Here is a 17,197-nt window from a genome sequence, read left to right as displayed (position 1 = left end):
TTTCCCGACAGTGTTTTCTTTCGTAGTTTCTTTGGTCTCGCGGTGGTAGCACGCGCGGCGGCGCACGCAAGCCGGTCGCCCGGCCTTCGCGCCATGCAAGGACAGAGTTACTGCCCCGCTGCCTCCGCACCCCGGCTACGCGGATCGGGCGCGCCGAGCGGACCGTTGGCGGTCACCGCGATCGAATTCGCCGATGTCTGCCCCATCGGCGTGACGATGAGATGATCCATCGCCTTCAACTCGAGCAGCACATTATCGGGAAAGCCGCCCTCGACCCGGACCTCGTCGGGCAGCCATTGGTGATGCAGCCGCGGTGCCGCCACGGCGGCCGCGACATCCATCTTGTAATCGAGGACGTTGACGATCACCTGGAGCACGGTCGAGATGATGCGGCTGCCGCCCGGCGAGCCCGTCACCAGAACCGGCTTGCCGTCCTTCAGGACGATGGTCGGTGACATCGAGGACAGCGGCCGCTTGCCCGGACCGGGCAAATTGGCCTCGAAGCCGACGAGGCCATAGGCATTGGACGCGCCGACCGCCGCGGTGAAATCGTCGAGCTCGTTGTTGAGCAGCACGCCGGTGCCCTCGGCGACGAGGCCGAGGCCGTAACTGAAGTTCAGCGTATAGGTGTTGCTGACCGCGTTACCGCTGCCGTCGACGACGGAAAAATGCGTGGTGTTGCTGCCCTCATGCGGTGAGGTCGCGGTGGAAACGAGCTGTTTCGAAGGCGTGGCGCGATCGGCGGAGATGGTTGCCCGCAGCTTGGCGGCGTAGTCTTTGGCGGTGAGCGTCCCGATCGGCGCGTTGACGAAGGCGGGATCGCCGAGATAGCGCGCACGGTCCGCATAGGCGCGCTTCATGGCCTCGATCAGCAGATGCAGCGAGGCCGGCGATCCCTGCTTTAGATCGGCGAGCTGAAAACCTTCGAGGATATTGAGCGTCTCCACCAGCACCACGCCGCCCGACGACGACAATGGCATCGACACGATGTCATAGCCGCGATAGGTGCCGCGCACTGGCGCGCGGATCACCGCCCGATGGGATTGCAAATCGGCCGGCGTCATGATGCCGCCCGCGTCAGCCACGGCCTTGGCGAGTTTCTCCGCGACCGGCCCCTCATAGAAGCCGCGCGGGCCCTGTGCGGCGACAGCCGACAGCGTCTCGGCGAGGTCGCTCTGCACCAGCCGGTCGCCTTCACTAAGCGACGTGCCATCAGGCCGCGAGAAGATCCTGGCTGAGGAGGGCCAGCGCACCAGCCGCTTGTGCCAGCCCGGCAGCGTGTCGGCGATGTCGTCGCCGACAAGGAAGCCATCGCGGGCGAGCGCGATCGCGGGCTGGAGTAGTTGCGCTAGCGTGAACCGGCCCGAACCATATTTTTCCAGGGCCAGCGCAAGACCCGCGACAGTGCCGGGCACGCCGACGCCGAGCGCTGAATCCCGTGACTTCGCCGCATCTGGCTTGCCGTCGGCCCCGAGAAAGATCTGCGGTGTGGTCGCGGCCGGCGCGGTCTCGCGATAATCGATCGTGATGTCTTCGTTGCGCTCCGTGGAATGAATCACCATGAAGCCGCCGCCGCCGATATTGCCGGCGCGCGGATAGGTCACGGCCATCGCAAAGCCGGTCGCGACCGCGGCGTCGACGGCATTGCCGCCGCGCCGCAGGATGTCGGCACCGACCTGCGCAGAGATTTTCTCCTGCGCCACCACCATGCCGTGCTCGGCGGGAACGGCATGCACCGTGTCGAGCGCGGGCGGCACATAGGCCCGCCGCGCATCCTGCGCGGTCGCGGTCGGAAGTCCGAACGCCAGAGTGGCAAGGAAGGCGAAAAATGTCCGCCGCGTCGAAAAAGACGACATCATCAAACTTCCGTAATGGCCATGGGCAGTTCACATGCAGCGCTGCAATGCTATACGGTTCGCCCCGACAGAGGCAAAACTGTTCGTGATGAGGATTGTGGAGTGACGACGATCGCCCCGGATGCGCGCATCGCCGGCGCGCAGCGGACCTATCCGCCGCGCAGCGCGGTCGTCAGCTGGATCTTCTTCGACTGGGCCGCGCAGCCTTATTTCACGCTGATCACGACCTTCGTGTTCGCGCCCTATTTCGCCACCGGCATTGCGCCGAATCCCGCCACCGGGCAATCGCTGTGGGGCTTTGCGATGGCTGCCGCCGGCCTCGCGATCGCGCTGATGTCGCCGGTGCTCGGGGCTATCGCCGATGCTTCGGGCCGCAGGAAGCCATGGATCGCCGGATTCGGCGCGGCGCTGGTGCTGGCATCCTGCACGCTGTGGATCGGCAAGCCGGGCGACCCCTCGATCATTCCGCCGCTGCTCATCGCGGTCGCGCTCGCCAGCGTCGGCGCGGAATTCGCCACGCTGTTCAACAATGCGATGATGCCGACATTGGTGCCCCCAGAGCGCATCGGGCGCCTTTCCGGCACCGGCTGGGCAACGGGCTATGTCGGCGGCATCGTCAGCCTGATCATCGTGCTTGGCCTGCTCGCCGCGAATCCCGAGACCGGCCGCACGCTGCTCGGCTTCACGCCTCTGTTCGGGCTCGATCCCGTCAGCCATCAGGGCGACCGCGCCGCCGGACCGTTGACCGGGCTGTGGTTCATCATTTTCGTGACGCCGATGTTCCTGTTCACGCCGGATTATCCGGCGAAGCGTCCGCTGCGCGCGGCACTGCACGAAGGCCTGTCGGAGCTGAAGCAATCGATCAAGGGTCTGCCGCAGCAGAAATCGCTTGCGGCGTTTTTGCTCGCCAACATGATCTACACCGACGGTCTGGTGTCGCTGTTTGCCTTCGGCGGCATCTATGCGGCGGGCACGTTCGGCTGGCACACGATCCAGATCGGCACCTTTGGCATCATGCTCGCGATCGCCGGCGCGTTCGGCGCGTGGTTTGGCGGCAAGCTGGACGATCGCTTCGGGCCGAAGCGCGTGATCGCCGGCAGCATGCTGATCCTGCTGCTGGCTCTAGCGGCGATCCTGCTGGTCGACAAGGATTCGATCTTCTTCATCAAGGTCGCGCCGCCCACGCCCGGCGGTGCATTGTTCGCCGCTGCGTCAGAGCGCGCTTATCTGGTGCTTGGCTGCCTGATCGGTGCAGCCGGCGGTCCGCTGCAAGCCGCCTCGCGCACGCTCCTGATCCGTCTCGCACCGAAGGACCGCATCGCGCAGTATTTCGGTCTGTTCGCATTGACGGGAAAAGTGACGTCCTTCATCGGCCCGCTGCTGATCGGCGTGATCACCGCGGTGACGGCGAGCCAGAAGGCCGGCATGGCCGTGCTGGTGGTGTTCTTCGTCGCGGGGCTGGCGCTATTGATGCGGGTGCGGGAAAATTAGTGTCGTCCCGGCGAAGGCCGGGACCCATACCGCGTGATTTCTCGTTGCCGCGACGCGGCTAGTACCGCACACCAAACTACTTCCTGGGCTATGGGTCCCGGCCTTCGCCGGGACGACCCGTTAAGAGTTTAGTACACGACAGATCTAGTGCCTGAAGTGCCGCGTGCCCGTGAACACCATGGCGATGCCGTGCTCGTCGGCAGCCTTGATGACCTCATCGTCGCGCATGGAGCCGCCGGGCTGCACCACGGCGGTGGCGCCGGCCTCGATGCAGGCGAGCATGCCGTCGGCGAACGGGAAGAACGCATCCGACGCCACGACCGAGCCCTTGGTGAGCGGTTCGGCGAGCTTCAGCTCGGCCGCCGCATCCTGGGCCTTGCGTGCCGCGATCCGCGCTGAATCGACCCGGCTCATCTGGCCGGCGCCGATGCCGACGGTGGCGAGATCCTTGGCGTAGATGATGGTGTTGGACTTGACGTGTTTTGCGACACGGAAAGCAAACTTCAGATCGCGCATCTCGGCATCAGTGGGCGCGCGCTTCGTGACAACCCTGAAGCTCATGTCGTCGACCACCGCATTGTCGCGGCTCTGCACCAGCAGGCCGCCGGCCACCGTTTTGGCGGTGAGGCCCGATGCGCGCGGATCGGGCAGGCTGCCGGCGAGCAGAAGTCGAAGGTTCTTGCGCGCGCCGATGATGGCGATCGCTTCCTCGCTTGCGTCGGGCGCGATGATCACCTCGGTGAAGATCTTCGTGATCTCGCGCGCGGTGTCGGCATCGAGTGCGCGGTTCATCGCGATGATGCCGCCGAACGCCGAGGTGGAATCGCAGGCCAGCGCCTTGCGGTAGGCGCTGACGAGGTCGGAGCCCTCTGCGACGCCGCAGGGGTTGGCATGCTTGACGATGACGCAGGCCGCGGTGCGCTTGGCGTCGAACTCGCCGATGCATTCATAGGCGGCATCGGTGTCGTTGATGTTGTTGTAGGAGAGCTCCTTGCCCTGGAGCTGCCGCGCGGTCGAGACGCCCGGCCGCTTGTCGGGCGTTGCATAGAACGCCGCGATCTGGTGCGGATTCTCGCCATAGCGCAGTGACTGGATCAGCTTGCCGCCGAAGGCGCGGAAGTCGGGCGCGTCGATCTCGAGCTGGCGATTGAACCAGTTCGAGATCGCGGCATCGTAAGCCGCGGTGCGCGCGTAGGCTTTGGCGGCAAGGCGCCGGCGCAGCTTCAGCGTGGTCGCGCCCTTGTTGGCCGCGAGCTCGTCGAGCACGGCCTGATAGTCCTGCGCCTCGACCACGACGGCGACGTCATCATGGTTCTTCGCGGCGGCGCGGATCATCGCGGGGCCGCCGATGTCGATGTTCTCGATGCAATCCTCGAAGCCCGCGCCTTTGTCGACGGTCGCCTCGAACGGATAGAGATTGACGACGAGGAGATCGATCGGCGCGATGCCATGCGCCGCCATCGCGTCCGCGTGATCCTTGTTGTCGCGGATCGCGAGCAGGCCGCCATGCACCTTCGGATGCAGCGTCTTGACGCGGCCATCCATCATTTCGGGGAAGCCGGTCAGCTCGGAGACGTCCTTCACCTTCAGGCCGGCCGCGGCGATCGCCTTTGCGGTACCGCCGGTCGAGATCAGTTCGACATCGTGCGCGGCAAGCGCCTTTGCGAAGTCGATCAGGCCGGTCTTGTCGGAAACGGAGAGAAGGGCGCGGGTGACGCGGCGGGGATGGTCAGTCATGAGCAAGATCCTCTGTCTGAAGGAGTGTCTATGCCCAGGCGCGCGGCTGCTCAGTCTCGCGCTTCCCGATGGTGCTCCATCCAAGGTCGCCAGTCGCGCGAGCGAGGGCTCGATAGCAGTTTTCGGCCGCTTTCACAACGATCAGATGGCGCCGAATCGCATGCGTTTACAGCGGAAGTTCCGGCTCCCGCCGCGCATTTCTGCGGGCATTCGTGACCGCCGGCGAGGCGGTGGAGCGGACAAAACTCCAGCGGATCGAGGGCGCCTGCCGCGCATCCTGGCGGATCACGATCTGCGCGGTGCGGCGCGGGCCGTCATTGCCGGCCAGGGACACGCTGTCCTCCAGTTCCACCTTGTCGTCGAGCGCCTCGAAGGTCCAGACGTCGCGGTTCGGCAGCACCAGCATGACGCCGCGGGCATCGGACAGCCGGCTCGCCTTCACCGCCGGGTGCAGATGGAAGCGCAGCGCGAAATCGGCATCCGCACCCTTGAAGCGTCCGCCTTGCGGCGGCGACAACGTGTCCTCGCCGTCGATGCGCGCGCCGTCATTGGCGATCATCAGCACGCGGCGATGGATCGCGCCGAATTTTGTAAGATAACCGTCATGCGATGTCGTGAGCAGCGTGCCGTTCTGCACGATCTCGCGATAGCTCTCGACCTCGACGGGGCCACTGGTGATCGGAGCGCCGTGCAAGAGCCGCTTCATCGCCGACATCTCCACGAACTGGCATGACGAGGTGTCGTGATAGGTCAGCGTCGAATGCGCCGCCGTGCCGCGTGCGAACGGCCGCCAATTGTCGCGGCCCGTGGTCGGCATGCCGCAATTGGTGACAATGCGGCTGATGCCGGAGGACAGTTCGAATGACAGGCAGCCGGCATGGGCGTCGTGGCTGACGCTGGCTGCCGGCGGCGGGCCGGTGTCGATGATCAAGGTGGTTTGGCCGGCATCGAGGCGCTGGAAACCGGTATGCGGCATGTTCGACATGGGCGCGCCGTGGGTGTCGTCATAGGCAAGCAGCGTCGCGAGCAGATCCGAGGGTGTCGCGCTCATGCCGTTGAACAGCGCGAAATTGCCGTCGCCGTGGCGGAAGAAGCGCAGCATCGGCATCATGCGGTCGATCGCGTTGAGCAGCGCGGGCGGCGGCGCGATGTTGCGCGCGGCAAAGGTCTGGCGCAGCGGCAACAGGTCGATCAACAACTCGATCAGCGCGCCCGGGTTGCGCGAGACATGCCCGCCGTCGGGCAGGATCTGCCGCTGCAATTCATCCGAGAGCTTTTTCGAGGCGCTGCGGATGTGACTTGCCTGGTTGGCGAGGCACAGCGCCGCATAGCACAGCGCGATCAGCACCTGGAGCTTCGGCACTCCGTCGGGAATGTTGACCATGGTGTAGCGCAGCAAGCGGATTTCGCGCGCCAGCGCGCGCAGATAGCGGCGGTAGAATTTGTTGTCAGTATCGTTGAGCACCAGCGGTGCCTGCGACAGCAGGGAGATCACGCGCCGCGCCAGCACGTCGGCGCGTCGCGCGACGGGGCGGCGCTTGCTGGCAGGATTGGCGATCCAGTCCTCGATCAGCGAGCGCGCATTCGCGCGCGTCAGCGCGGTGTCGGCGGCGCGCAAATGGCGCAGCCAGCCGAAGCCGAGCAGCGCAACCTCCCAATCCTCCGACGGCGGCTCGAGATCGAAGATCGAGCGGCCGTGGCAATTGACGATCTTGCCGGCGAAGACGAAGCGGCCGGCATATATTTCGGCGGCGCGGGTCGCATCCGCGGTGCGCAGATCATGCGGCGCGATGATCAGCCGGTCGGCGCGGCCGGGCCAGACCCGCGACAGGGCGACGGAACCGCCGCTCGCGCGCGCGAGCATGTTCCGCGCGAAGCGGTTCATCACCAGCGTCGAGATACGTCTGCGTTGAGCGACCGACACGCCTTGCCTTGATGGGGGAGAGGATTCCGACGAATCCTTATTAATCCCAAAATCGGACGGCCGACACCACCTTGAACGACGCGAATCAGCGCCGTGGTTGCAAAATCCAGTGCAAAATCAGGATTTAACGAGCCGGGCCGCGAAAAATCCGTCGAGCCCGCCGAGCTTGGGATCGGCGTTCGGCAGATGGCTGGGCAGAGTGCGCAAATCGCCCTCGGCGGTGACGATCTCGCTGAGCCCCGACACCTCGGACGCATCGATCGGGACCCGGCGAAGCCCAGGCTCTGTGGCCAGCAGCGCGGCGACCGCATGCTCGCCCTCTTCGGGTTCCAGCGAGCAGGTACAGTAGACCAGCGTCCCGCCGGGCTTGAGCAGGGAGACCGATTTTTGCAGCAGCCGCCGCTGGAGCACGGTCATTGCGGCGATGTCGGATTCCTGCCGGAGCCAGGAGACATCGGGGTGGCGGCGAATCGTCCCGGTCGAGGTGCAGGGCGCATCGATCAGGATGCCGTCGAAGCCATCGGCCGGACCCGCCCATTCCGCAGCGTCGGCGACGACAGTCTCGGCCTGGAGCGACAACCGCGTCAGATTCTCGCGCAGCCGCGCCACCCGGGCGGGTGAGCGGTCGATCGCCGTGACGTGCGCGCCGGCCTGCGCCAGTTGCGCGGTCTTGCCGCCGGGAGCGGCGCAGAGATCGGCGATGGATTTGCCCTTGATGTCGCCGAACAGCCGGGCTGGCAGCGCGGCGGCGGCGTCCTGCACCCACCATTGTCCTTCGGCGAAGCCGGGAAGCATGGTCACCGCGCCGTGCAGCACCGTGCGCACCGATCCGGTCGGCAGCACTTCGCCATGAAGCCGGCTCGCCCATTGCGCGGCGTCCGACTTCACGGTCAGATCCAGCGAAGGATCGTGGCTGAGCGCGAGCGCCATGTCCCTTGCGACTGCTTCGCCGTAATGCGCGCTCCAGCGTGCGACCATCCAGGGCGGCAGATCCAGTGACTGCGCCGCAACCTCGTCCACCAGCGCCTTGCCCTCGCGGGCGCAGCGGCGCAGCACGGCGTTGACGAGGCCGGCATAGCGCGCGGCGCGCCGGTCGGATTGCACGAGGCGAACGGAGAGATCGACGGCTGCGTGATCGGGCACGTCCATCCAGAGGATCTGGGCGGCGCCGATCAACAGCGCACTCTGCGCGCGCGGCGCATCGGAGGGAATGCCCTTGTCGAGCAAGCGGGACAGCACATGGCCGAGTGTGCCGAGCCGGCGCAGCACGGTAGCGACCAGGCGGCGCATCAGCGCGCGGTCGCGGTCGGGGAGCGTCTTCAGTCCGGGATGGGCGCCACTGCCGTCGAGCTGCTCGTCAAGCGTGCGGTGCTTTTGCAGCACGCCGTCGACGATGTCGGCGGCAATCCGCCGCGCCGCGAGACCGGGCACTTCGGATGGAGGAGCGAAACGTTGAGAAGGCATGCGGCTTAAGGTTCTTAGCGAGCGGCAGTTCCGCCGATACGGGCGCATGCCTTGAGAAGGCGATCTCTGGCACGCGAATATGCCAAATGTAAGAATCGCTTCCGGGTTTTTTAGCCCTTTCGGAGCCATTTCAGGAATGCGTTATTGGGCGTCGCGCCGCGGGCCGTCCCGCGCTAGAAAGGCGACGATGAGTGACCAGCCTTCCGTTCCCGACCGCAAGCCGCTCACGCCGGCCGCCCAGCGTGCGCTGGCCGAGGCCGAAGCGCGCCGGCAGGCTGCGGCAGTCCGAGCCAAAAATGACGGCCAGGCGGCGCCAAAGGAGTTGCAGGGCCCAAAAGGACCCGAGCCGACCCGCTATGGCGATTGGGAGCGCAAGGGCATCGCTTCCGACTTCTGAAGCTTGTCTTTTGAGGCTCGCTTGCCGGACTGCCCGACTCAGCCCTAGCGTGCGCGGATGTCGCGTTTCAATCCAAGCCATCGTTATCGGCGTTCGTACAGCGGCTCACCGTTTGGCTGCCGCTTCTCAGGCCTGTTGCCGTGGATGTTCGTGGTCGGAATCGTGGTGGCCGTGGTGTTCACGTTCCGGCACGGGATGAATTGGCCCTTCCCTCGTGCGACTGACGGTCAATCGCGAGACGCCGAAATCATCTTACAGCAGGCAAGTCCTGACCTCCGTGAGCCGGTCGACGTCATCCGCACCATCGACGGCGACACCTTCCTTGCGCGCGTGCATCAACGCGATGGCCGCGACCTCGTCGCGCGCGTTCGCCTGCGCGGCATCGATGCACCCGAGATGAAAGCCTCCTGCCAGGAGGAACTGGACAAGGCCGAAGCCGCGGCCCGCGCATTGCGCGACCTGCTCGGCCAAGGTGGCGTGACGATCACCAATCTCGGATCTGACAAATACGGACGCGTTCTCGCCGACGTCGCGACCAAACGCACGGCCAATGTCTCGGCGGCGTTGCTCGCCGGCGGTTACGCGCGAAGCTACAATGGCGGCCATCGCGACGGCTGGTGCGCGCGGAGCTGGCGCTTCTGGTAACAAAAAAGCCGCGTCGAAGGACGCGGCTCTTGCCGTCTCGCCCTGATGCCGGCGATCAGCGCGTCACGACCACCGTCGTGCCGACCGAGACGCGGCTATAGAGATCCGTGATGTCGTCGTTGAGCATGCGGATGCAGCCATAGGAGACGAAGCCGCCGATCGAGCCCGGCACGTTGGTCCCGTGGATGGCATATTCACCACCAGACAGCGTCATCGCGGCGACGCCCATCGGATTGCGCGGCGAGCCGCCCGGGATAACGTCCGGGATGCTCGGCTTGTCGCGCTTCACTTCGGCAGGCGGCGACCATGCCGGATTGCGGTACTTGCCGTCGATGCGGGTGGTGCCGGCCCACTGCTTGCCGGACTTGCCGACGCCGACCGGGTAGCGCACGGCGTGGCCGTTATCGAGGACGAGATAGAGCCGACGCTCGTTGGTTTTGACCACGATGGTGCCCGGCGAATAGTCGGCCAGGTGCGTCCCCACCATTTCCGGCCGCGCCTGCGCCGCCGTCGACATCAAGACCCCAGCCCCGACGGTGGCGGCCAGCGCCACAGCAATCCTCATCGACATCGATTTTCCCCTTGCCCCGAACGGACCGTCCAAAATTACGCAAAACCGGCAATCGCTGGCTCGCCAAGTCCTTGTTACAAGTCCTTGTCAGGGCACATTCTTAACCGCGCCTGTTAACCGGATGGTTTCCACGCACGGCCGCCAAGGGCCAGCCAGCAGGGGGAACAAAGGAAATGTTCGAAACAAAGTAAATGACCTGAAAACAACACTCAGCGGGAAAGATGCCCGGGCGCCGGGGCGCGGCCTGACAAGTGCGTGAGGTATGAACGGCCGTTGTTCGGGGAGGCGCGAACGCGGGGATGGGTCTCGTGTCCCCAGCGCAGCGCGAAGCGGTGCGACGCAGGGCCGGGACCGAGACAGCTACAGAGCCTGCCGTTGCATGGGCCCCGGCTCAGCAGCGCACCGCTAAAGAGCGCTGCGCTGCGTCCGGGGCACGAGACTGCCCTACGCGGACTTCTTGTTCTGCCGGTTCTTGACGAGGTCGTCGACCACGCCGGGATCGGCCAGGGTCGAGGTGTCGCCCAGGCTGCCCGGCTCGTCCTCGGCGATCTTGCGCAGGATGCGGCGCATGATCTTGCCGGAGCGGGTCTTTGGCAGACCCGGTGCGAACTGAATCTGGTCGGGCGAAGCGATCGGGCCGATCTCCTTGCGCACCCAGGTGACGAGCTCCTTGCGCAGATCCTCGGTTGGCTCGATGCCGGCCATCAGGGTCACATAGGCGTAGATGCCCTGGCCCTTGATGTCGTGCGGGAAGCCGACCACGGCGGCCTCCGATACCTTCTCATGCGCCACCAGCGCGCTTTCGACTTCGGCGGTACCCATGCGGTGGCCGGAGACGTTGATGACGTCGTCGACGCGGCCGGTGATCCAGTAATAACCATCAGCATCGCGCCGGCAGCCGTCGCCGGTGAAGTACTTGCCCTTGTAGGTCGAGAAATAAGTCTGCTCGAAGCGGGCGTGATCGCCATAGACCGTGCGCATCTGGCCCGGCCATGATCGCGTCAGGCACAGATTGCCTGATGTCTCGCCGTCCAGCACGTTGCCGTCGGCGTCGACGATCTCAGGCACCACGCCGAAGAACGGCTGCGTCGCCGAGCCCGGCTTGAGCTTCGTGGCGCCGGGCAGCGGCGTGATCAAAATGCCGCCGGTCTCGGTCTGCCACCAGGTGTCGACGATCGGGCAGCGGTCGTCGCCGACGACGCGGTGATACCACTCCCAGGCTTCCGGATTGATCGGCTCGCCGACCGAGCCGAGCAGGCGCAGGCTGGCGCGCGAGGTCTTCTTCACGGGCGCGTCGCCGCTCTGCATCAGCGCGCGGATTGCCGTCGGCGCGGTGTAGAAGATGTTGACCTTGTGCTTGTCGATGATGTTCCAGAATCGCGAATTATCCGGGTAATTCGGCACGCCTTCGAACATCAGCGTGGTCGCGCCGTTGGCGAGCGGTCCGTAGAGAATGTAGCTGTGGCCGGTGACCCAGCCGACGTCGGCGGTGCACCAGTAGATGTCGCCGTCGTGATAATCGAAGACGTATTGATGCGTCATCGCGGCGAACACGAGATAGCCGGCGGAGGTGTGCAGCACGCCCTTGGGTTGGCCGGTCGAGCCCGAGGTGTAGAGGATGAACAGCGGATCCTCGGCGTGCATGTGCTCGACCGGGCACTCGGTCGTCACCATCTTGGCGGCGTCGTGGTACCAGAGGTCGCGCGAGGGATTCATGTCGACCGCGCCGCCGGTGCGCTTGACCACGACAACCCAGTCGACGCCGTCTGCCTTGGCGAGTGCCGCGTCGACATTGGCCTTCAGCGGCACCTTCTTGCCGCCGCGCAGGCCCTCATCCGCAGTGATGATCACCTTGGACTGGCAATCGTTGATGCGCTGGGCAAGGCTGTCGGGCGAGAAGCCGGCGAACACCACGGAGTGAATTGCGCCGATCCGCGCGCAGGCCAGCATCGCGTAGGCTGCCTCCGGAATCATCGGCAGGTAGATGGTGACGCGGTCGCCCTTCTTGACGTTCCGGGTGCGCAGGATGTTGGCCATCCGGCAGACCTCGTCGTGCAGCTCCTTGTAAGTGATGTGCCGGGATTGGGAGGGATCGTCGCCTTCCCAGATGATCGCGGTCTGGTTGGCACGGCCGTGGAGATGCCGGTCGATGCAATTATGGGCGACGTTGAGGATGCCGTCCTCGAACCATTTGATGGAGATGTTGCCGGGCGCAAACGAGACGTTCTCGATCTTCGTCGGAGCGTGCATCCAGTCGATGCGCTTGGCCTGCTCGGCCCAGAAGGCGTTCGGGTCCGAGATCGAGCGGGCGTACATGTCCTTGTACTTGGCCTGGTCGACCCAGGCGCGCTTCGCCCATTCCGCGGGGACGTCGTAGATCTTCTCGGACATGCTTCCCTCCACATACGGCACGCCGAGCACAGACCACTGGCGAGCCGACTTGATCGTTGAACCGATTATGCGTCGGGCTAACCGGACCCGACAAGGTGCACAAGCTGGACCTTCGGCGAGCAGCCTGCCATGCGGAGGATCAAGCCGCTTCGAGCGACTGTCGCAGTTTTGAAACAGGGGCCACGGGCGGCTTTCGGGTCTTTGCCCCAGATCCTCTGAATGGGCCCGCGCAGAGCGCCATGCACCCAGCAGAGGTATTTAGAAACCGCCTCTCACTGATTCGGGACTCGCAATGCGGTTCGGAACACCCTAAGTGGCTAACCCGAGTCCAACGAGACCCCTTGGAACAAAAATCAGAACAGCGGCATTGACCGATAACAGACAGGGCTAAGGCATAAGACTATGATGGATCAGCAGAATCTCGGGACTTTGCGGCCCGCTTCAGCCGATCCTGCAGCCGTTGCGCTGGCCAAAGCCCTCGGACAATGGCCGAAACCGGCCGATTCCGGCCGCCCCAGCCCGAAAAAAGCGTTCGACTCGGCGCCTGCGGCGACGGTCGAGGCCCTCGCCAAGGAACTGGGCCTGCGGCTCGGCGACCAGAACGAGCTGACCATTCGCCGCATCAGGCGCGGCAAGGGCTATTCCTTCGTGCGGCCCAACGGCGTCCACATCCGCGACGCCCGCACCATTCGGCGGTTGCATTCGATGGCGGTGCCGCCAGCCTATCGCGAGGTGCGCTACTCGGCCGATCCGAGCACGCATCTCCAGGCGGTGGGACGCGATGCCGCGGGCCGGCTGCAATATCGCTATCACGCCGATTGGGAGAAGGTCCGCGAGCAACGCAAGGCGCATCGCCTGGAGAAGCTCGTCGGCGCGCTGCCCAAGATCCGGCGCAAGGTCTCGGCGTTCCTGTCGGGCGACGAGCCGACCCGCGAATTCGCGCTCTCTGCCGTCATCGAACTGATTGCGCGTACCGCGATCCGCCCCGGCAACGAATCCTATGCCCGTCTCAACGGCACCCGCGGCGCCACCACGCTGTTGAAGTCCAACGTCTCGCTGGAAGACGACAGCTTCGTGCTGACCTTCAAGGCAAAGGGCGGCAAGGCCGTGCGCAAGGAGTGCGACGCGGCCAAGCTCGTGCGCGCCATCGGGATTTTGCAGGGCGTTCCCGGCAAGCGCATGTTCCAGTATCGCGATCCCTACGGCATCGTGCGCGCGGTCAGCACCACGCAGGTGAACGCGTTTCTGCGCGAGATCGCCGGTATCAAGATCTCGCTGAAGGATTTCCGCACGCTGATGGCCTCTGCCGTCGTCGTGGAATCGCTGTCGCGGATCACGCCTGCGACCAGCCAACGCGGCCGCAAGAAGCAGGTGCTGGAAGCGATCCGCGGCGCGGCCGATCAGCTCTCCAACACGCCGGCGATCTGCCGCAAGAGCTACGTTCACGATACCATCGTCACCGCGTTCGAGGACGGCATCCTGGAACGCTTCGCCGCGACCATGAAGGGCCAGCGCTCGCAGGCCAGGCGTGAGCAACTTTTGCAGCAGGTGGTGGCGACCGCGGCGGTCTGACCCGCTCCCGTCGTTACGCCTTGTTGGAAACGCCGTTGTCGGCACCGGGATCGCCGCCCGCGGCTGCGGTCGTGAGCCTTCCCAGATAGTGCGCCCATCCCGTCGCGTGTGCGGCAGCCTGTTCCTCGGTCGGCAGCCCGCTATGGGTCATGCGCAGCAATGTGCCGCCGTCGCGTTCGATCAGGTCGATCTCGATCAGGCTCGAGCCGGGCGGCACTTCCTGGCCGCCATCCCATCCGAACGTGTAGGCGAGACGATGCACCGGCACGACTTCGCGGAACGCGCCGCGGGCAACGCCGCCGCGGGGGCCGATGCCTTTAAGCAGATACAGCCCGCCGGGATGCGGCTCCGTGGTTGCGTCGGAACCCATCCAGCTCAAAATCTTCTCGGGGTCGGTCAGGTAAGCGAAAACGGTGGCGCGTGGGGCGGCGATCTGGCTCTCGCGTCGCACTATGAACGGTTCGGTCATTGGCGATCATCCCTGGGCTGACTGTGGGACATGGCGGCGCCCGAGCGGCCCGTCAAGGATTGCCCGTGACAAAGACGGCCTGGCTTCGTCATGATCGGGCCATGCACCTCTCGCCGACGCTCGCCTGGCTTGTCGATGCCGCCGCCGATAGCACCGGGGCTGACCGCCTGCTCGCGGACCTCGGCGCACATCTGGTCGCCGACGGCGTGCCGCTTGCGGCAGGCAGCCTGACGCTGGAGGTGCCGCATCCGCTGATCGCGAAGCGGACCTGGTTGTGGCGCGCGGAGAACGGCCGGGTGATCGAAGCGCTCGGCTTCGCACCAGGCGGCCTCGCGCCCGACCCGCCCAACGACGCCGGCCGCCGCTGGTTGCGCGACATCGCGGACGGCGAGGTGCACGAGGACGTGGTCGGACGGGCCGACGGGCCGTTGCTCGGCTGGATCGGGCCGCGTCCGTTCACCACGGACGAGACCGAGCATTTGCGCCAGGCCGCGCGCTTTGCCGCGACACCTCTTGCGGTGCTTGCCGCGCGTGCAACCTTGCGCGCGACGCTGGATGCTTATCTCGGCAAGCGTAGCGCGGAGCGGGTGCTGGCGGCACCCCTGCGGCGCGATCTCGGCGAGACCATACAGGCCGCGCTGCTCTATGCCGATCTGCGCAGTTTCACGCTGCTTTCGGAAACCACAGCGCCTGCCGAAGTCATCGCGGCGCTCGATGCCTGGTTCGATCGCATCGCCGGCGCGGTTCACGCCTTCGGCGGCGAGGTGCTGAAATTCATCGGCGACGGTGTGCTCGCGATATTTCCGGTGGTCGGGGCGTCACCGCGTCACGCGTGCGAGGCGGCTCTGCGTGCCGCGAGCGCAGCCGAAGCCGGGATGGCGTATCTCAACGCGGAGCGCCGTGCCCAAGCTCTGCCGTCGCTCGCATTCGGCGCGGCGCTGCATCTCGGCGAAATGCTGTGGGGCAACATCGGCGCCGCCAACCGGCTCGATTTCACGGCGATCGGTCCCGCCGTCAATCTCGCCAGCCGGCTCGAAGGGTTGTGCAAGCCGCTCGAAAAGCCCGTGCTGGTGTCGGGCGCGCTCGCCGCCGAGACGGACATGCCTCTGATCGCGCTCGGATCGCATTCGCTGCGCGGCATTGCCGCGCCATGCGAGGTTTTTGCGTTGCCGGAGAAACAAGCTCCGATATCGTAGCCCGGATGGAGCGGAGCGCAATCCGGGTCTTGTGCCACATGAAGACTTCCCGGATTACGCTGCGCTCCATCCGGGCTACGGCAGCACTACATCCCGCCCATCTTGCAGACGAGCTTCCATTCCTCGGCCGTCACCGGCTGCACCGAGAGCCGCGAATATTTCACCAAGGCCATGTCGGCGAGTTTCTTCTCGGCCTTGATCGCGGCCATCGTCACCGGACTCTTCAACGGCTTGTCGGCCTTGATGTCGACGCAGACGAATTTTTCCGTCTTGTCGGTCGGATCGGGATAGGCTTCCTTGATAATTTCCGCGATGCCGACGATCTCCTTGCCCTCGTTGGAATGATAGAAGAACGCCTTGTCGCCCTTCTTCATGGCGACGAGGTTCTGGCGCGCGGTGTAATTGCGCACGCCGGTCCAGGCTTCGCCCTTGGCGCCCTTCGCCACCTGCTGGTCCCAGGACCACACCGATGGTTCGGATTTCATCAGCCAGTATGCCATCTTCATTCCTCTGCCTTGAAAGGTCGCGCCATCAGCCCCGAGATCGCGGCATCGATCGTGCTTCTGCCGGTCAGGATCGATGCGACGGCTTCCGATACTGGCATTTCGATGTTTTGCGAAGCCGCGAGCTCGATCAGGACCGGCGCGGTGAATTCGCCTTCAGCAAGCTTGCCGGTGGGCGGCTGCTCGCTGCGGCCAAGCGCCAGGCCGAGCGCAAAATTGCGCGATTGTGGGCTCGAGCAGGTCAGGATCAGATCGCCGAGGCCAGACAGGCCCGTGAGTGTTTCGCTGCGTGCGCCGAGCGCGCGGCCGAGGCGTGTCAGCTCGGCAAAGGCGCGGGTGGTGAGTGCGGCCTGGGCGGAAGCGCCGAGCTTGCGCCCGACCGCGATGCCGACCGCGATCGCCAGCACGTTCTTGGCGGCGCCGCCGATCTCGACGCCGCGGACATCGGTGGAGTGATAGGGCCGGAAGGTCGTCGAGCCCAGCGCCTGCACCAGGCTGTTGGCCAGCGCTTCCTCCCTCGCCGCCAGCGTGACCGCGGTCGGCAGGCCACGCGCGACATCATCGGCAAAGCTCGGGCCCGACAGGATCGCCGGCTGCGCGTGAGGCGCGGCCTCGGCGATCACGTCGGTCATGAATTTATGGGTGCCGTGCTCGATGCCTTTGGCGCAGGCAATGATCGGCACCGGCTTTTCCAGGTGGGAGGCGAGCATGTTGACAGCACCGCGCAGATGCTGCGCGGGCACTGCGATCAGCAGCATGTCCGCCTGCGCGGCGAGGGCCAGATCGCTCGTCACGACGATCTCCGGCGCAAGCCGCACGCCCGCCAGCCGCGGATTGTCGCGGGTCGATGCGATCCGCGTCGCGTGCTCGGGATTGCGCGCCCACAGCGTCACGTTCCGTCCGGCCCGCGCCGCCACCATCGCCAGCGCCGTCCCCCAGGCGCCCGCGCCGATCACCGCGACGGAGTGGAATGCGGCCATC

General features: G+C 65.7%; 14 protein-coding genes and 1 riboswitch. Of the genes, 5 read left to right on the top strand and 9 right to left on the bottom strand.

What is annotated here, in order from left to right:
* Positions 1–107: 107 nt before the first annotated feature.
* On the bottom strand, positions 108–1,859 hold the full coding sequence (gene ggt / locus AC0L21_RS31295) for a gamma-glutamyltransferase (protein ID WP_473265598.1): 1,752 nt from the start codon (positions 1,857–1,859) through the stop codon (positions 108–110).
* Between the two features lie 99 nt (positions 1,860–1,958).
* Here ggt and AC0L21_RS31290 point away from each other — a divergent pair, with 99 nt between their 5' ends.
* Positions 1,959–3,347: an MFS transporter gene (locus AC0L21_RS31290; protein WP_473265597.1), complete on the top strand. Its 1,389-nt coding sequence runs from the start codon at positions 1,959–1,961 to the stop codon at positions 3,345–3,347.
* 144 nt (positions 3,348–3,491) lie between these two features.
* Here the strand turns inward: AC0L21_RS31290 and purH are convergent, their stop codons facing one another.
* The 3 genes from purH to AC0L21_RS31275 all read right to left on the bottom strand — a co-directional run bounded on the left by purH (position 3,492) and on the right by AC0L21_RS31275 (position 8,472).
* Entirely contained in the window at positions 3,492–5,084 is a 1,593-nt protein-coding gene (gene purH, locus AC0L21_RS31285) for a bifunctional phosphoribosylaminoimidazolecarboxamide formyltransferase/IMP cyclohydrolase (RefSeq protein ID WP_473265596.1), read from the bottom strand.
* 25 nt (positions 5,085–5,109) lie between these two features.
* Positions 5,110–5,191, bottom strand: a riboswitch (ZMP/ZTP riboswitch).
* A gap of 59 nt (positions 5,192–5,250) precedes the next feature.
* The gene (locus tag AC0L21_RS31280) at positions 5,251–6,969 is read right to left on the bottom strand and encodes a heparinase II/III family protein (protein WP_473265617.1); all 1,719 of its coding nucleotides are present in this window, start codon (positions 6,967–6,969) and stop codon (positions 5,251–5,253) included.
* A 156-nt stretch (positions 6,970–7,125) separates the two neighbouring features.
* On the bottom strand, positions 7,126–8,472 hold the full coding sequence (locus AC0L21_RS31275; RefSeq protein ID WP_473265595.1) for an RsmB/NOP family class I SAM-dependent RNA methyltransferase: 1,347 nt from the start codon (positions 8,470–8,472) through the stop codon (positions 7,126–7,128).
* A 187-nt stretch (positions 8,473–8,659) separates the two neighbouring features.
* Between AC0L21_RS31275 and AC0L21_RS31270 the strand changes: the two genes are divergently transcribed.
* Together AC0L21_RS31270 and AC0L21_RS31265 are read left to right on the top strand one after the other, a co-directional pair.
* Positions 8,660–8,869, top strand: coding sequence for a DUF1674 domain-containing protein (locus tag AC0L21_RS31270; RefSeq protein ID WP_063992276.1), 210 nt, complete (start codon positions 8,660–8,662; stop codon positions 8,867–8,869).
* Positions 8,870–8,926: 57 nt separating this feature from the next.
* A complete protein-coding gene (locus AC0L21_RS31265; RefSeq protein WP_473265594.1) occupies positions 8,927–9,514 on the top strand; it encodes a thermonuclease family protein in 588 nt (195 codons plus the stop codon).
* Positions 9,515–9,569: 55 nt separating this feature from the next.
* On the opposite strand, the gene AC0L21_RS31260 is transcribed toward AC0L21_RS31265, so the two are convergent.
* Both AC0L21_RS31260 and acs read right to left on the bottom strand, forming a co-directional pair.
* A complete protein-coding gene (locus tag AC0L21_RS31260) occupies positions 9,570–10,085 on the bottom strand; it encodes a L,D-transpeptidase (protein WP_007598677.1) in 516 nt (171 codons plus the stop codon).
* 444 nt (positions 10,086–10,529) lie between these two features.
* On the bottom strand, positions 10,530–12,476 hold the full coding sequence (gene acs / locus AC0L21_RS31255) for an acetate--CoA ligase (protein WP_473265593.1): 1,947 nt from the start codon (positions 12,474–12,476) through the stop codon (positions 10,530–10,532).
* Positions 12,477–12,878: 402 nt separating this feature from the next.
* On the opposite strand from acs, the gene AC0L21_RS31250 reads away from it, so the two are divergent.
* Positions 12,879–14,048 carry a DNA topoisomerase IB gene (locus tag AC0L21_RS31250; RefSeq protein WP_473265592.1) on the top strand — a complete coding sequence of 390 codons (1,170 nt, stop codon included), beginning with the start codon at positions 12,879–12,881 and terminating at the stop codon, positions 14,046–14,048.
* Positions 14,049–14,061: 13 nt separating this feature from the next.
* Here the strand turns inward: AC0L21_RS31250 and AC0L21_RS31245 are convergent, their stop codons facing one another.
* Positions 14,062–14,517 carry an SRPBCC family protein gene (locus tag AC0L21_RS31245; protein ID WP_473265591.1) on the bottom strand — a complete coding sequence of 152 codons (456 nt, stop codon included), beginning with the start codon at positions 14,515–14,517 and terminating at the stop codon, positions 14,062–14,064.
* A gap of 101 nt (positions 14,518–14,618) precedes the next feature.
* On the opposite strand from AC0L21_RS31245, the gene AC0L21_RS31240 reads away from it, so the two are divergent.
* Complete coding sequence (locus AC0L21_RS31240; RefSeq protein ID WP_473265616.1) at positions 14,619–15,713, top strand: adenylate/guanylate cyclase domain-containing protein; 1,095 nt, start codon at positions 14,619–14,621, stop codon at positions 15,711–15,713.
* An 86-nt stretch (positions 15,714–15,799) separates the two neighbouring features.
* Here the strand turns inward: AC0L21_RS31240 and AC0L21_RS31235 are convergent, their stop codons facing one another.
* Complete coding sequence (locus AC0L21_RS31235; protein ID WP_473265590.1) at positions 15,800–16,213, bottom strand: EVE domain-containing protein; 414 nt, start codon at positions 16,211–16,213, stop codon at positions 15,800–15,802.
* A gap of 2 nt (positions 16,214–16,215) precedes the next feature.
* On the bottom strand, positions 16,216–17,196 hold the full coding sequence (locus tag AC0L21_RS31230; RefSeq protein ID WP_473265589.1) for an NAD(P)H-dependent glycerol-3-phosphate dehydrogenase: 981 nt from the start codon (positions 17,194–17,196) through the stop codon (positions 16,216–16,218).
* Between the last annotated feature and the right edge of the window lies 1 nt (position 17,197).

It is taken from the genome of Bradyrhizobium sp. WSM4873, assembly GCF_055811355.1.
The sequence above is the reverse complement of the archived record's forward strand: the minus strand, read 5'-3'. Positions and strand labels throughout refer to the sequence as shown.

Excerpts from the sequence above, each read along its gene's own strand:
- ggt (WP_473265598.1), bottom strand. The coding sequence starts at position 1,859 with ATGATGTCGTCTTTTTCGACGCGGCGGACATTTTTCGCCTTCCTTGCC.
- AC0L21_RS31265 (WP_473265594.1), top strand. The coding sequence starts at position 8,927 with ATGTCGCGTTTCAATCCAAGCCATCGTTATCGGCGTTCGTACAGCGGC.
- AC0L21_RS31280 (WP_473265617.1), bottom strand. The coding sequence starts at position 6,969 with ATGAACCGCTTCGCGCGGAACATGCTCGCGCGCGCGAGCGGCGGTTCC.
- AC0L21_RS31235 (WP_473265590.1), bottom strand. The coding sequence starts at position 16,213 with ATGGCATACTGGCTGATGAAATCCGAACCATCGGTGTGGTCCTGGGAC.
- AC0L21_RS31240 (WP_473265616.1), top strand. The coding sequence starts at position 14,619 with ATGCACCTCTCGCCGACGCTCGCCTGGCTTGTCGATGCCGCCGCCGAT.
- acs (WP_473265593.1), bottom strand. The coding sequence starts at position 12,476 with ATGTCCGAGAAGATCTACGACGTCCCCGCGGAATGGGCGAAGCGCGCC.
- purH (WP_473265596.1), bottom strand. The coding sequence starts at position 5,084 with ATGACTGACCATCCCCGCCGCGTCACCCGCGCCCTTCTCTCCGTTTCC.
- AC0L21_RS31270 (WP_063992276.1), top strand. The coding sequence starts at position 8,660 with ATGAGTGACCAGCCTTCCGTTCCCGACCGCAAGCCGCTCACGCCGGCC.
- AC0L21_RS31250 (WP_473265592.1), top strand. The coding sequence starts at position 12,879 with ATGATGGATCAGCAGAATCTCGGGACTTTGCGGCCCGCTTCAGCCGAT.
- AC0L21_RS31260 (WP_007598677.1), bottom strand. The coding sequence starts at position 10,085 with ATGTCGATGAGGATTGCTGTGGCGCTGGCCGCCACCGTCGGGGCTGGG.
- AC0L21_RS31275 (WP_473265595.1), bottom strand. The coding sequence starts at position 8,472 with ATGCCTTCTCAACGTTTCGCTCCTCCATCCGAAGTGCCCGGTCTCGCG.
- AC0L21_RS31230 (WP_473265589.1), bottom strand. The coding sequence starts at position 17,196 with ATGGCCGCATTCCACTCCGTCGCGGTGATCGGCGCGGGCGCCTGGGGG.
- AC0L21_RS31245 (WP_473265591.1), bottom strand. The coding sequence starts at position 14,517 with ATGACCGAACCGTTCATAGTGCGACGCGAGAGCCAGATCGCCGCCCCA.